Below are 13,829 nucleotides of genomic sequence, written 5' to 3'. Positions count from 1 at the left end.
ACACGCTCCGCACAGGTGAAGCAATATGCTGGCCGGCATGACGAGTGAGCCGGAGCAGCAGATCGGAGTGGGGACGCCCGACGCGTTCCAGCGCCTGTGGACGCCCCACCGGATGGCGTACATCCAGGGCGAGAACAAGCCGACCGGCCCGGAGGCGGGGGACGGCTGTCCGTTCTGCGGGATTCCGGAGAAGTCGGACGAGGACGGGCTCGTCGTCGCGCGCGGTGCGAAGGTGTACGCCGTGCTGAATCTGTACCCGTACAACGGCGGCCACCTGATGGTGGTGCCGTACCGGCATGTCGCCGACTACACGGAGCTGGACGGTCCGGAGACGGCGGAGCTGGCCGATTTCACGAAGCGGGCGATGACCGCGTTGCGGACGGCCTCGGGTGCGCACGGTTTCAACATCGGGATGAACCAGGGTGCGGTGGCGGGGGCGGGCATCGCCGCGCATCTGCACCAGCACCTGGTGCCCCGGTGGGGCGGTGACGCCAACTTCATGCCGGTCGTGGGGCACACCCGGGTGCTGCCGCAGCTGCTGGCGGACACCCGGAAGATGCTGGCGGACGCCTGGCCGGCCGCCTGATCCCGTCGCTCGCCGTGCGGGGCGCTCCGGATTTTTCCGGGGCGCCCCGTTCGCGTACGCGGGTGCTACGCGTCGTAGAGGTCGGCCTTGCCGGGGGTGGGGGCCTGGACCAGGCCGCTCAGGACCGAGGAGCGGTTGTCGAAGCGTTCGGTGTCCACGCCGTGCTCCTCCAGGACCTTGATCGCGGCGTTGTGGACGACGCGCAGGACGGGGGTGGCGGCGCGCATGGCGTCGTCGGCCATGAAGCGGTGGCGCCAGGGCTTCTCCGCCCAGGCGTGACGGAGACCGAAGGGCTCGGGCAGGGCGATCTTGCCGCCGAGGTAGTCCAGGAGCGGCGGATACCAGGTGAAGGGGGCGCGCAGGGCGAGGCGGGTGACCTCGTGGGCGTCGACCAGGGCGAGGGTGATGTCGCGGGTCTCCCAGAAGCGGACGGTCTTGTTGACGGTCCGGGTCTTCGCGGCGGGCTTGGTGGTGAAGAGGGAGTGGACGGGGCCGAGGGCGTGTCCGGTGACCTCGATGCGCAGGGTCTCGTAGAGGACGGTGACGGTGATCATCATGGTGATGACGAGCTGGCCGTCCCAGAGGGTGAACTGGACGCCGAGGTAGTGGCGGTTGCCGCCGCCGAACTGCTGGTGGTTGCAGATCCGCTGTATCTCGTGGGGCTTGATCTGGTAGGTGGCGACGTCCTCGCCCTGGGGGCGGGTGACGCTGTCGGCGTTCTCCCCGATGGGGGTCACGATCCAGTGGTTGACGGAGGGGGTGGGGAATCCGCCGGTGTTCAGCGGGCCGCGTTCGAGCAGTTTGAGCTGGTCGTGGATGACGCGGATGACGTCCCAGCTGCGGAACTGGTGGATCTCCTTGCCCGGCTCCTTGGGGACGAGGTCCTCGGCGAGCTGCCAGCTGCCCCAGCGGGTGCCCATGCCGAGGATGCCCTTGGGGCCCGCGTAGAAGACGGAGTTGGACTGCTGTTCGGCGGAGAGCTTCTCCAGGCCCTGGCGCAGGGCCTCGCGGGCGGTCTCGTTGGGATTCTTCGGGACCGACTCGGGGATCTTGGCGGTGACGCCGCCGCCGGAGAGCAGGCCCTCCCAGCGGGCGCGCAGGTCCTGGGCCGACCTTTCGGCGATCCGCTTGGCGAAGTACCAGCCGATGACCGGGGCGACGAACATCGCGCGCAGGTAGAGGCCGAGGAGCCCGGTCAGGGGGAGCCGGATCATCAGGAAGACGATGCCGATGCCGACGAGGGGCAGCAGGCTGTTGCCGAGGGTGGTGAGGAGCCGGTCCTTGGTCTTGGCGAAGCCGTCCCGGAGCCGGAAGACGATGACCCACAGCAGCATGCCCGGCAGGAACAGGAAGCCGAACAGCACGGTGACGGCGGTGAGCCGGGTGTCGCGTGCCTTGCGGAGGCTGTTCGCGGACAGGCAGTGCTCGACCACGGTCTGCGGGTCGGTGCCGAAGGACTGGATGAGGTCCTTGCGGGCGCCGCCGAGCATGCGCTCCTGTACGGCGCGGGCGAACGCCTCGCCGAGGTTGGGCTTGAAGTAGTCGGACTTGAGGAAGCCGGAACGGCCCGCCTTCACCTCGGACTTGTGCCACTCGCTGTTGGCTTTGAGGATGTCCTCCACCGGGCTGTCGCGGTACGCGGCGGAGGCGAGGGCGTTGGTCGCCACCGCCGCGCCTGCCGACCCCTGGAGCGGAATCTGCGCTCCGGGTGAGAAATCGAATCCGTTGCTGGCCACTGTCGCCCCCACTCGCCACCGAGGAACCGCTCCTGCGGCTGTTTCCCAACTGCCGTGCCCGGCACACTTTCTGAGCTGGGGTCTCAGCGTATCGTCCGGATACGTCCGCCGTCCGGCCCTGTGGACAACGTTCGGGGGAGGGGGCGTCTTCGCGTCACCCCTGCCGGGCGTGGACGCGGTCGGCGAGCTGTGGGGGCATGGGCTCGTGGCGGGCGTACGAGCGGTCGAAGCGGCCGGTGCCGTGGGTCAGGGCGCGCAGGTCCACCGCGTACCGGCCGATCTCCAGTTCGGGCACGTCGGCGCGTACGAGGGTGCGTCCGGAGCCGGACTGTTCGGTGCCGGTGACCCGGCCCCGGCGGCCCGAGAGGTCGCTCATGACCGGGCCGACGTAGTCGTCGGGCACCAGGACGCCGACCTCCGCGACGGGTTCCAGGAACTGGACGTGCGCCTCGGCGGCGGCCTCGCGCAGGGCCAGGGCCCCGGCGGTCTGGAAGGCGGCGTCGGAGGAGTCCACGGAGTGCGCCTTGCCGTCCCGCAGGACCACCCGGATGTCCACGAGGGGATGGCCCGCGGCGACGCCCCGGGCTGCCTGGGCGCGGACGCCCTTCTCGACGGAGGCGATGAACGGGCGGGGGACGGCGCCGCCGACGACCCGGTCCACGAATTCGACGCCGGAGCCGGCGGGCAGGGGTTCGACGTCGATCTCGCAGACCGCGTACTGGCCGTGGCCGCCGGACTGCTTGACGTGGCGGCCCCGTCCGGTGGCGGGTCCGGCGAAGGTCTCGCGGAGGGCGACGCGGTGCGGGACGGTGTCGACCTGGACGCCGTAGTGGTCGCGCAGCCGGTCCAGGGCGACGCCCAGGTGGGCCTCGCCCAGGCACCACAGGACGAGCTGTCCGGTGTCCGGGTTCTGTTCGAGGCGCATGGCCGGGTCCTCGGCGACGAGGCGGGCCAGGCTGTGGGAGAGCTTGTCCTCGTCGGCCTTGCTGTGGGCCTGGACGGCGAGCGGGAGCAGGGGGTCGGGGGTGGTCCAGGGTTCGAGGAGGAGGGGGTGGCCGGTGCCGGAGAGGGTGTCGCCGGTCTCGGCGGTCTCCAGCCGGGCGACGCAGGCCAGGTCACCGGCGACGCACGCGTCGAGGGGCCGCTGCTGCTTCCCGAAGGGTGAGGTGAGGGCGCCGACGCGGGTGCGGGCCTCGTGGCAGGGGCGGTCCTCCTGCGCGGGGCCGTCGAGCCCGTGGCCGTAGACGTGCACGGTGTCGTCGGGGCGCAGGGTACCGGAGAAGACGCGGACGAGGGAGAGCCGGCCGACGTAGGGGTCGGAGGACGTCTTGACGACCTCGGCGACCAGGGGGCCCCCGGGGTCGCCGTCGAGGGCGGGGAGCGGGGAGCCGTCCGGGGTGGTGACGGCCGGCAGCGGGTGTTCGAGGGGGCTCGGGAAGCCGCCGGTGATCAGGTCGAGGAGTTCGACGGTGCCGATGCCCTGGCGGGCGCCCTCGGCGGCGGGTGCGGCGGCGAGGACGGGGTGGAAGGAGCCGCGGGCCACGGCGCGTTCGAGGTCGGTGACGAGGGTGCCGGTGTCGATGGTCTCGCCGCCGAGGTAGCGGTCCATCAGGGTCTCGTCCTCGCTCTCCGCGATGATTCCCTCGATGAGCCGGGCCCGGGCCTCGGCCAGGGGTGCCCGTTCGTCGCCGGACGGCGGGTGTTCGGTGCGCTCGCCGCCGGAGTAGTCGAAGACGCGCTGGGTGAGCAGGCCGGTGAGGCCGGTGAGCGGGGCGTGCCCGTCGGCGGCCTCGGGGCCGAGCACGGGCAGGTACAGGGGGAGGACGGCGTCGGGGTCGTCGCCGCCGAAGAGCTCCCCGCAGATCCGGGTCAGCGCGTCGAACGGGGTGCGGGCGGTGTCGAGGTGGGTGACCACGAGGGCGCGGGGCATGGCGACGGCGGCGCACTCCTCCCACAGCGCGCGGGTGGTCGCCGCCACGGCTTCGGCCTCCTGGGCGGCCGAGACGACGAAGAGGGCCGCGTCCGCCGCTCGCAGTCCGGCCCTGACCTCCCCGACGAAGTCGGCGTACCCGGGGGTGTCCAGCAGGTTGATCCGGTGGCCGTCCCAGTCCACGGGGACCAGGGAGAGCTGGACGGACCGGTTCTGGCGGTGCTCGATCTCCTCGTGGTCGGAGACGGTCGAGCCGTCCTCGACGCGGCCCGCCCGGCCGATGGCGCCCGCGGTCTGCGCGAGCGCCTCGACCAGCGTGGTCTTGCCGGAGCCGCTGTGGCCGACCAGCGCCACGTTGCGCAGGGCGCGGGGGTGGTGGCCGGCCGCCGGTGTCCCTCCGGCGGCTCCGGTGCGTGCGTGAACCTTGTCGCCCATGGTCATGCCTCCCGTCGGTGGCGCACGGGCACGCTCAGGGGCCGACGCGGCGGCGGCGGCGACGCCCGCGGTATTTCGAGCTTGGCACTGCCTCGGGGCCGCGTCCATACGTCGCGCGCCCGGGGCGCCGGGGTGCCCGGAGGGTGACCGCTGCGGGGCGTGACTAACATGGGTCAGCCGGTGGCCGACGGGGTCACGCGGCCCAGCTACCCCTCGGGAAGGCCATGCTGAACAAGTACGCGCGTGCCTTTTTCACGCGTGTCCTCACGCCGTTCGCCGCACTGCTCCTCCGTCTCGGCGTCAGCCCGGACGCGGTCACCCTGATCGGTACGGCCGGGGTGATGGCCGGTGCGCTGGTCTTCTTCCCGATGGGCGAGTTCTTCTGGGGCACGATCGTCATCACGATCTTCGTGTTCTCCGACCTCGTCGACGGGAACATGGCGCGCCAGGCGGGCATCTCCAGCCGGTGGGGCGCGTTCCTGGACTCCACGCTCGACCGGGTCGCCGACGGTGCGATCTTCGGCGGCTTCGCCCTCTGGTACGCGGGCAGCGGCGACGACAACATCCTGTGCGCGGTGGCGATCTTCTGCCTGGCGAGCGGTCAGGTGGTCTCGTACACCAAGGCGCGCGGTGAGTCGATCGGGCTGCCGGTGGCGGTCAACGGGCTCGTGGAGCGTGCCGAGCGCCTGGTGATCTCGCTGGTGGCGGCCGGTTTCGCGGGTCTGCACAAGTTCGGGGTGCCGGGCATCCAGGTGCTGTTGCCGATCGCGCTGTGGATCGTCGCCGTGGGCAGCCTCGTGACGCTGGTCCAGCGGGTCGTCACCGTGCGCCGCGAGGCGGCGGAGGCGGACGCGGCGGAGGCGGGCGGGCAGTGAGCGGCGCCGACGCGCGGCCCGGCGCGAAGGAGCGGCTGAGCGACGCGCTGTACGGGCTGGGCTGGGCGGCGGTCAAGAAGCTGCCCGAGCCGGCCGCCCGGGCCCTCTTCCGTACCCTCGCCGACCAGGTGTGGAAGCGGCGCGGCAAGAGCGTGCTGCGGCTGGAGGCCAACCTGAAGCGGGTCGTGCCGGACGCCGATCCGGCCCGGCTGGCCGCCCTGTCGCGGGCCGGTATGCGTTCGTACATGCGCTACTGGATGGAGTCGTTCCGGCTGCCCACCTGGAGTCCGGAGCGGATCAAGGCGTCGATCGACGTCACGGACGCGCACCGGCTGACGGACGGGCTGGACTCGGGGCGCGGGGTGATCCTCGCCCTGCCGCACCTGGGGAACTGGGACCTGGCCGGGGCGTGGGTCACCACGGACCTGAAGGTGCCGTTCACCACGGTCGCCGAGCGGCTGAAGCCGGAATCGCTGTACGACCGGTTCGTCGCCTACCGCGAGGGGCTGGGCATGGAGGTGCTGCCGCACACCGGCGGTGCCGCGTTCGGGACGCTGGCCCGGCGGCTGCGGTCGGGCGGTCTGGTCTGCCTGGTCGCCGACCGCGATCTGTCCTCGTCGGGCATCGAGGTGTCGTTCTTCGGCGATACGGCCCGGATGCCGGCCGGGCCCGCGCTACTGGCCCAGCAGACCGGCGCGCTGCTGCTGCCGGTGACGCTCTCGTACGACGAGACGCCGGTGATGAAGGCGCGCATCCATCCGCCGGTCGAGGTGCCGGAGTCGGGCGACCGGGCCGGGAAGACGTCTGTGATGACACAGGCCCTGGCCGACGCGTTCGCCGTGGGCATCGCCGAGCACCCGGAGGACTGGCACATGCTGCAACGGCTCTGGCTCGCCGACCTCGAACCCCGTGGAGACCGGAGCGGAGACCCGACGTGAAGATCGGCATCGTCTGCCCGTACTCCTGGGACGTCCCGGGCGGTGTGCAGTTCCACATCCGCGACCTGGCCGAGCATCTGATCCGGCTCGGCCACGAGGTGTCCGTGCTGGCCCCGGCCGACGACGAGACGCCGCTGCCGCCGTACGTGGTCTCCGCGGGCCGGGCCGTGCCGGTCCCGTACAACGGCTCGGTGGCGCGGCTGAACTTCGGGTTCCTGTCGGCGGCGCGGGTACGGCGCTGGCTGCACGAGGGCACGTTCGACGTCATCCACATCCACGAGCCGACCTCGCCGTCGCTGGGGTTGCTGACCTGCTGGGCGGCGCAGGGGCCGATCGTCGCCACGTTCCACACGTCCAACCCGCGTTCCCGGGCGATGATCGCCGCGTACGCGATCCTGCAGGCGGCGCTGGAGAAGATCAGCGCGCGGATCGCGGTCAGCGAGTACGCCCGCCGGACCCTGGTCGAGCACCTGGGCGGCGACGCGGTGGTCATCCCGAACGGGGTGGACGTCGACTTCTTCGCGCGGGCCGAGCCCCGCCCCGAGTGGCAGGGGGGCACGATCGGCTTCATCGGCCGCATCGACGAGCCCCGCAAGGGCCTGCCCGTGCTGATGCGCGCGCTGCCCGCGATCCTGGCGGCCCGCCCGGAGACCCGGCTGCTGGTGGCCGGCCGGGGCGACGAGGAGGAGGCCGTCGCCTCGCTGCCCAGGGAGATGCGCTCACGCGTGGAGTTCCTGGGCATGGTGAGCGACGAGGACAAGGCACGGCTGTTGCGCAGCGTCGATCTGTACGTGGCGCCCAACACCGGGGGCGAGAGCTTCGGGATCATCCTGGTCGAGGCCATGTCGGCGGGCGCGCCCGTCCTCGCCAGCGATCTGGACGCGTTCGCGCAGGTCCTGGACCAGGGCGCGGCGGGCGAGCTGTTCGCCAACGAGAACGCGGACGCGCTGGCCGAGGCGGCGATCCGGCTGCTGGGCGACCCCGAGCGGCGCGCCGGGCTGCGCGAGCGGGGGAGCGCCCATGTGCGGCGCTTCGACTGGTCGACGGTGGGGGCGGACATCCTCGCGGTGTACGAGACGGTGACGGACGGCGCCGCCTCGGTCGCGGCCGACGAACGCACGGGGCTGCGCGGCCGGTTCGGGCTGGCCCGGGAGTGACCGGCCGGGGCCCGCGCCCCGGTAGCCTTGCCGCCCGTGACCGTAACCCTCATCATCTGGGCCGTCGTGGTGCTCGTCGCCATCGGCCTGTACCTCAGTTGGACCGCCGGCCGCCTGGACCGGCTGCACGCCCGCATCGACGCGGCCCGGGCCGCCCTGGACGCGCAACTGCTGCGCCGGGCCTCGGTCACCCAGGAGCTCGCCACCTCCGGCGTCCTCGACCCGGCCGCGTCCATCGTGCTGTACGAGGCCGCGCACGCCGCGAGGCAGTCGCCGGAGGACCACCGCGAGGTCGCCGAGAGCGAGCTGAGCACCGCCCTGCGCGCGGTGTTCGGCGAGAGCGCGCAGGTGGAGGCGGTACGGGAGATTCCCGGGGGCCAGGAGGCGGCGTCCGAGCTGGCGGCGGCGGTGCGGCGGGTGCCGATGGCGCGCCGCTTCCACAACGACGCGGTCCGGGCGGCGCGGGCGCTGCGCCGGCACCGTACGGTGCGGTGGTTCCGGCTGGCGGGGCACGCGCCCTTCCCGCTGGCGTTCGAGATGGACGACGAGCCGCCGGTGGCCCTGGCGGACCGGCCGGGCAGCTGACGGGCCGTGCCCCCTCCCCGTATACAGGGGGTGGGCGAAAACGATCCACCGGCCTCATATTGGCCCTTGCTGTGGACTGGTGCGGAGGCGTTTGCTCGGGACTGCGTCATTCGGCGCGTCCGCATCCGCTCCCCCCAGTGAGGTCATCCGTGTCCACGCTTCCCAGCACCCCGCAGTCCGCCGACGCCCCGGCCACCGGCACCGCCCGCGTCAAGCGCGGCATGGCCGAGCAGCTCAAGGGCGGCGTGATCATGGACGTCGTCAACGCCGAGCAGGCGAAGATCGCCGAGGACGCGGGCGCCGTGGCCGTCATGGCCCTGGAGCGGGTGCCGGCCGACATCCGCAAGGACGGCGGCGTGGCCCGGATGTCCGACCCGAACATGATCGAGGAGATCATCGAGTCGGTGTCCATCCCGGTGATGGCCAAGTCCCGCATCGGTCACTTCGTGGAGGCGCAGGTCCTGCAGTCCCTCGGCGTCGACTACATCGACGAGTCCGAGGTCCTGACCCCGGCCGACGAGGTCAACCACAGCGACAAGTTCGCCTTCACCACCCCGTTCGTCTGCGGCGCCACCAACCTGGGCGAGGCGCTGCGCCGTATCGCCGAGGGCGCGGCCATGATCCGCTCCAAGGGCGAGGCGGGCACCGGCAACGTGGTGGAGGCCGTCCGCCACCTGCGCCAGATCAAGAACGAGATCGCCCGGCTGCGCGGCTACGACAACAACGAGCTGTACGCCGCCGCCAAGGACCTGCGCGCCCCCTACGAGCTGGTCAAGGAGGTCGCGGAGCTGGGCAAGCTGCCCGTCGTCCTGTTCTCCGCGGGCGGCGTCGCCACCCCGGCCGACGCGGCGCTGATGCGCCAGCTCGGCGCCGAGGGCGTCTTCGTCGGCTCCGGGATCTTCAAGTCCGGCGACCCGGCCAAGCGCGCCGCCGCCATCGTCAAGGCCACCACCTTCTACGACGACCCGAAGATCATCGCGGACGCCTCCCGGAACCTGGGCGAGGCCATGGTCGGCATCAACTGCGACACGCTGCCCGAGGCCGAGCGCTACGCCAACCGCGGCTGGTAGTCACCGATGAACGACACCCCTGTCATCGGAGTCCTGGCCCTCCAGGGCGACGTACGGGAACACCTGATCGCCCTGGCCTCGGCGGACGCCCTGGCCAGGCCGGTCCGGCGCCCCGAGGAACTGGCCGAGGTGGACGGCCTGGTCCTGCCCGGCGGCGAGTCCACCACCATGTCCAAGCTGGCCGCCCTGTTCGGCATGCTGGAACCCCTGCGCGAGCGGATCGCGGCCGGGATGCCGGTGTACGGCACCTGCGCCGGGATGATCCTGCTCGCCGACAAGATCCTCGACCCCCGGTCCGGCCAGGAGACGCTGGGCGGCATCGACATGATCGTGCGCCGTAACGCTTTCGGGCGGCAGAACGAGTCCTTCGAGGCGGCCGTCGACGTCGCCGGGATCGACGGCGGGCCGGTCGAGGGCGTCTTCATCCGGGCCCCCTGGGTCGAGTCGGTGGGCGCAGGGGCGAAGGTCATCGCCGAGCACGGCGGTCACATCGTGGCCGTCCGGCAGCAAAACGCCCTCGCCACGTCATTCCACCCGGAACTGACCGGAGACCACCGCCTCCACGCGTACTTCACCGAGATGGTGCGCGCGGCCGGGTGACTCGATCCCGGTAGGATCTCTCGGGTTCGTACGGAATTTGGTGACGCGAAGGAGAAGGCAGATGTCCGGCCACTCTAAATGGGCTACGACGAAGCACAAGAAGGCCGTGATTGACGCCAAGCGCGGCAAGCTCTTCGCGAAGCTGATCAAGAACATCGAGGTCGCGGCCCGCACCGGTGGTGTGGACCTGGAGGGCAACCCGACCCTCGTGGACGCGATCCAGAAGGCGAAGAAGAGTTCGGTCCCGAACAAGAACATCGACTCCGCGGTCAAGCGCGGTGGCGGTCTCGAAGCGGGCGGCGTCGACTACCAGACGATCATGTACGAGGGTTACGGCCCCAACGGTGTCGCGGTGCTCATCGAGTGCCTCACCGACAACCGCAACCGTGCCGCGTCCGACGTACGGGTCGCCATGACCCGCAACGGCGGCTCGATGGCCGACCCGGGTTCCGTCTCGTACCTCTTCAACCGCAAGGGCGTCGTCATCGTCCCCAAGGGCGAACTGACCGAGGACGACGTGCTCGGTGCCGTCCTCGAAGCGGGCGCCGAGGAGGTCAACGACCTCGGCGACAGCTACCAGGTCGTCAGTGAGGCCACCGACATGGTCGGGGTGCGCACCGCGCTCCAGGAGGCGGGCATCGACTACGACTCGGCCGAGGCCGACTTCCTGCCCACCATGCAGGTCGACCTGGACGAAGAGGGCGCCCGCAAGATCTTCAAGCTGATCGACGCGCTGGAGGACAGCGACGACGTGCAGAACGTCTTCGCCAACTTCGACGTCAGCGACGAGGTCATGGCGAAGGTGGACGCCTGAGTCGCCTGTGACACAGCCGTTTCGGACGGGCCGGCGGGGGACACACCCCGTCGGCCCGCCGCATTGTCGGTGCCGACCGATAGCCTGCTGAAACACTGGAACAGTTGACCGATCGGCAGGGAGGGGCGACCGTGCGCGTGCTCGGCGTGGACCCGGGACTCACCCGGTGCGGGGTCGGCGTGGTCGAGGGCGTCGCGGGCCGCCCGCTCACCATGCTCGGCGTGGGCGTCGTGCGTACCCCGGCCGACGCGGAGCTCGGCCACCGCCTGGTGGCCGTCGAGCGCGGCATCGAGGAATGGCTGGACGAGCACCGCCCCGACTGCGTCGCCGTCGAGCGGGTCTTCGCCCAGCACAACGTGCGTACGGTGATGGGCACCGCCCAGGCCAGCGCGATCGCCATGCTCTGCGCGGCCCGGCGCGGCCTCCCCGTCGCCCTGCACACGCCGAGCGAGGTCAAGGCCGCCGTCTCCGGGAGCGGACGCGCCGACAAGGCGCAGGTGGGAGCCATGGTGACCCGGCTCCTGCGGCTGGACGCCCCGCCCAAGCCGGCCGACGCCGCGGACGCCCTGGCGCTCGCCATCTGCCACATCTGGCGCGCCCCCGCCCTCAACCGCCTCCAGCAGGCGCACGCGGCGGCCGCCGCCCGCCCCCCGCGCGTCCCGCGCACCGCAGCCGTACCCGTCCGGAAGGTCCCCCGATGATCGCCTTCGTCACCGGCCCCGTCGCCGCGCTCGCCCCGACCACGGCCGTCATCGAGGTCGGCGGCATCGGCATGGCCGTCCAGTGCGCGCCCAACACCCTGGCCGCCCTGCGCGTCGGCCAGGAGGCCAGGCTCGCCACCTCACTCGTCGTCCGCGAGGACTCGCTGACCCTCTACGGTTTCGCCGACGACGACGAGCGGCAGGTCTTCGAGCTGCTCCAGACCGCCAGCGGCGTCGGCCCCCGGCTCGCCCAGGCCATGCTGGCCACGCACACCCCGGACGCCCTGCGGCTCGCCGTGGCCACCGGAGACGAGAAGGCGCTCACCGCGGTCTCCGGCATCGGCAAGAAGGGTGCCCAGAAGCTCCTGCTGGAACTGAAGGACCGGCTCGGTGAACCGATCGGCGCCCACGCCCCCGGCCAGGGCATCGGCACCGCCGTCTCCGCCTCCTGGCGCGACCAGCTCCAGGCCGCCCTGATCGGCCTCGGCTACGCCACCCGCGAGGCCGACGAGGCGGTCGCCGCCGTCGCGCCCCAGGCCGAGGAAGCCCTCGCCGCCGGGGGCCGGGCGCCCGTGCCGCAGCTGCTGCGCGCCGCCCTGCAGACCCTCAACCGGGCGCGCTGAGCGGCGCGGGCCACCCTTCACACCCGGCCGGGCAGCTGCGGCGGGGCAACGAGACATCCGAGGCGGGACAGGACGAGATGAACTGGGACGACACCGGAGCCGGCATGGACGACCGGCTCGACGAGCGGCTGGTCGACGCCGGCGCGGACGGCGACGACACCGCGGTCGAGGCCGCGCTGCGCCCCAAGGACCTGGACGAGTTCGTCGGCCAGGAGAAGGTCCGCGAACAGCTCGACCTGGTCCTCAAGGCCGCCCGCGCCCGCGGCGCCACCGCCGACCACGTCCTGCTCTCCGGCGCGCCCGGCCTCGGCAAGACCACCCTCTCCATGATCATCGCGGCGGAGATGAACGCCCCGATCCGGATCACCTCGGGACCGGCCATCCAGCACGCCGGCGATCTCGCGGCGATCCTCTCCTCGCTCCAGGAGGGCGAGGTGCTGTTCCTGGACGAGATCCACCGCATGTCCCGGCCCGCCGAGGAGATGCTGTATATGGCCATGGAGGACTTCCGGGTCGACGTCATCGTCGGCAAGGGCCCCGGCGCCACCGCGATCCCGCTGGAGCTGCCCCCCTTCACGCTGGTCGGCGCCACCACCCGGGCCGGGCTGCTGCCGCCCCCGCTGCGCGACCGCTTCGGCTTCACCGGGCACATGGAGTTCTACGCCCCCGCCGAGCTGGAACGGGTGATCCACCGCTCCGCCCGCCTGCTCGACGTCGAGCTGGACGCCGAGGGCGCCGCCGAGATCGCCGGGCGCTCCCGGGGCACGCCCCGTATCGCGAACCGGCTGCTGCGCCGCGTGCGGGACTACGCCCAGGTCAAGGCCGACGGCCGGATCGACCGCGAGATCGCTTCGGCGGCCCTCGGGGTGTACGAGGTCGACGCCCGGGGTCTGGACCGGCTGGACCGGGCGGTGCTCGGGGCGCTGCTCAGGCTCTTCGGCGGCGGCCCGGTGGGCCTGTCCACGCTCGCGGTCGCCGTGGGGGAGGAGCGCGAGACCGTCGAGGAGGTCGCCGAGCCCTTCCTCGTACGGGAAGGACTGCTGGCCAGGACGCCGCGCGGACGGGTCGCCACCCCGGCCGCCTGGGCCCACCTGGGGCTCGTTCCACCGCAGCACGGCGTAACGGGACAACAGGGCCTGTTCGGGGCGTGATGGGTCACAGGTTGACGGGAAGCGGAACCACGGTGCCATGCTGGGCGTTGTTCCATCGATGCGGACTCGCTTAGACTCCGCCGATGCCGCCCGTAACGGGTCGGTGTACCCACCCCCGTAGACCAGGCCGTTCTTCAGTGCGGTCGTGCGAAGGAAATTCGTCCCGTGAATCCCGTGACTCTCCTCCCCTTCATCGTGCTCATCGGGGCCATGTTCCTGATGACGCGGTCCGCCAAGAAGAAGCAGGCGGCGGCTGCGGCCATGCGCAATGACATGCAGCCCGGCACCGGCGTCCGCACGATCGGGGGCATGTACGCCACCGTCAAGGAGCTTCACGACGACACGGTCCTCCTCGAGGTCGCCCCGGGCGTCCACGCCGTGTACGCGAAGAACGCGATCGGTGCCGTCCTGGACGACGCGGAGTACAACCGCATCGTCCACGGCGACGACCCGGAGCTCGACGTCGACGCCGCGGTCGTGCCCGACGACGCCTCCTCGCTGACCGAGGCCGACGACGCCAAGCCCGACCTGGTCAAGAAGACCGACTCGGACGAGGACGCCGAGGCCGCGGACGACAAGAAGTCCGACGGCAAGGCCGACGGCGAGGCCGACGCGAAGTAGCACACCG

General features: G+C 72.0%; 14 protein-coding genes. 12 read left to right on the top strand and 2 right to left on the bottom strand.

Annotation, left to right across the window (positions count from 1 at the left end):
• Positions 1 to 25 precede the first annotated feature (25 nt).
• Positions 26 to 586 (top strand): HIT domain-containing protein, encoded by a 561-nt coding sequence (locus tag ABZ565_RS15060; protein ID WP_361025637.1) that lies wholly within the window; start codon positions 26 to 28, stop codon positions 584 to 586.
• 65 nt (positions 587 to 651) lie between these two features.
• On the opposite strand, the gene ABZ565_RS15055 is transcribed toward ABZ565_RS15060, so the two are convergent.
• On the bottom strand, positions 652 to 2,322 hold the full coding sequence (locus ABZ565_RS15055; RefSeq protein ID WP_361025634.1) for a hypothetical protein: 1,671 nt from the start codon (positions 2,320 to 2,322) through the stop codon (positions 652 to 654).
• Between the two features lie 154 nt (positions 2,323 to 2,476).
• On the bottom strand, positions 2,477 to 4,687 hold the full coding sequence (locus ABZ565_RS15050) for an elongation factor G-like protein EF-G2 (protein WP_361025631.1): 2,211 nt from the start codon (positions 4,685 to 4,687) through the stop codon (positions 2,477 to 2,479).
• A gap of 224 nt (positions 4,688 to 4,911) precedes the next feature.
• Here ABZ565_RS15050 and pgsA point away from each other — a divergent pair, with 224 nt between their 5' ends.
• The 11 genes from pgsA to yajC all read left to right on the top strand — a co-directional run bounded on the left by pgsA (position 4,912) and on the right by yajC (position 13,822).
• Positions 4,912 to 5,562, top strand: coding sequence for a phosphatidylinositol phosphate synthase (gene pgsA / locus ABZ565_RS15045; RefSeq protein WP_361025628.1), 651 nt, complete (start codon positions 4,912 to 4,914; stop codon positions 5,560 to 5,562).
• Positions 5,559 to 6,500, top strand: coding sequence for a phosphatidylinositol mannoside acyltransferase (locus ABZ565_RS15040; protein WP_361025625.1), 942 nt, complete (start codon positions 5,559 to 5,561; stop codon positions 6,498 to 6,500). The genes pgsA and ABZ565_RS15040 overlap by 4 nt, the downstream gene beginning before the upstream one ends.
• Positions 6,497 to 7,657: a glycosyltransferase family 4 protein gene (locus ABZ565_RS15035; protein WP_361025623.1), complete on the top strand. Its 1,161-nt coding sequence runs from the start codon at positions 6,497 to 6,499 to the stop codon at positions 7,655 to 7,657. The genes ABZ565_RS15040 and ABZ565_RS15035 overlap by 4 nt, the downstream gene beginning before the upstream one ends.
• A 36-nt stretch (positions 7,658 to 7,693) precedes the next feature.
• A complete protein-coding gene (locus ABZ565_RS15030; RefSeq protein WP_361025620.1) occupies positions 7,694 to 8,242 on the top strand; it encodes a hypothetical protein in 549 nt (182 codons plus the stop codon).
• 149 nt (positions 8,243 to 8,391) lie between these two features.
• A complete protein-coding gene (pdxS, locus tag ABZ565_RS15025) occupies positions 8,392 to 9,312 on the top strand; it encodes a pyridoxal 5'-phosphate synthase lyase subunit PdxS (protein WP_018103870.1) in 921 nt (306 codons plus the stop codon).
• A 6-nt stretch (positions 9,313 to 9,318) separates the two neighbouring features.
• Complete coding sequence (gene pdxT / locus ABZ565_RS15020; RefSeq protein ID WP_361025616.1) at positions 9,319 to 9,912, top strand: pyridoxal 5'-phosphate synthase glutaminase subunit PdxT; 594 nt, start codon at positions 9,319 to 9,321, stop codon at positions 9,910 to 9,912.
• Positions 9,913 to 9,973: 61 nt separating this feature from the next.
• The gene (locus ABZ565_RS15015; RefSeq protein WP_361025613.1) at positions 9,974 to 10,726 is read left to right on the top strand and encodes a YebC/PmpR family DNA-binding transcriptional regulator; all 753 of its coding nucleotides are present in this window, start codon (positions 9,974 to 9,976) and stop codon (positions 10,724 to 10,726) included.
• Between the two features lie 131 nt (positions 10,727 to 10,857).
• On the top strand, positions 10,858 to 11,427 hold the full coding sequence (ruvC, locus tag ABZ565_RS15010) for a crossover junction endodeoxyribonuclease RuvC (RefSeq protein WP_361025896.1): 570 nt from the start codon (positions 10,858 to 10,860) through the stop codon (positions 11,425 to 11,427).
• Positions 11,424 to 12,050: a Holliday junction branch migration protein RuvA gene (gene ruvA, locus ABZ565_RS15005; RefSeq protein ID WP_361025610.1), complete on the top strand. Its 627-nt coding sequence runs from the start codon at positions 11,424 to 11,426 to the stop codon at positions 12,048 to 12,050. Before ruvC ends, ruvA begins: the two co-directional genes overlap by 4 nt.
• Positions 12,051 to 12,127: 77 nt before the next feature.
• Complete coding sequence (gene ruvB, locus ABZ565_RS15000; RefSeq protein ID WP_361025607.1) at positions 12,128 to 13,201, top strand: Holliday junction branch migration DNA helicase RuvB; 1,074 nt, start codon at positions 12,128 to 12,130, stop codon at positions 13,199 to 13,201.
• 165 nt (positions 13,202 to 13,366) lie between these two features.
• Positions 13,367 to 13,822, top strand: a complete 456-nt coding sequence (gene yajC / locus ABZ565_RS14995) for a preprotein translocase subunit YajC (protein ID WP_361025604.1) — start codon at positions 13,367 to 13,369, stop codon at positions 13,820 to 13,822.
• Positions 13,823 to 13,829: the final 7 nt, after the last annotated feature.

It is taken from the genome of Streptomyces sp. NPDC016469, from assembly GCF_040632905.1.
In the GTDB taxonomy this organism is placed as follows: Bacteria; Actinomycetota; Actinomycetes; order Streptomycetales; family Streptomycetaceae; genus Streptomyces.
Note: the sequence above shows the minus strand (reverse complement) of the source record. Positions and strands in the feature narration are given on the sequence as shown.

Bases quoted from the DNA above. Each gene is read 5' to 3' on its own strand.
- ABZ565_RS15060 (WP_361025637.1), top strand. From the start codon at position 26: ATGCTGGCCGGCATGACGAGTGAGCCGGAGCAGCAGATCGGAGTGGGG.
- ABZ565_RS15050 (WP_361025631.1), bottom strand. From the start codon at position 4,687: ATGGGCGACAAGGTTCACGCACGCACCGGAGCCGCCGGAGGGACACCG.
- pgsA (WP_361025628.1), top strand. From the start codon at position 4,912: ATGCTGAACAAGTACGCGCGTGCCTTTTTCACGCGTGTCCTCACGCCG.
- pdxT (WP_361025616.1), top strand. From the start codon at position 9,319: ATGAACGACACCCCTGTCATCGGAGTCCTGGCCCTCCAGGGCGACGTA.
- ABZ565_RS15015 (WP_361025613.1), top strand. From the start codon at position 9,974: ATGTCCGGCCACTCTAAATGGGCTACGACGAAGCACAAGAAGGCCGTG.
- ruvA (WP_361025610.1), top strand. From the start codon at position 11,424: ATGATCGCCTTCGTCACCGGCCCCGTCGCCGCGCTCGCCCCGACCACG.
- ruvB (WP_361025607.1), top strand. From the start codon at position 12,128: ATGAACTGGGACGACACCGGAGCCGGCATGGACGACCGGCTCGACGAG.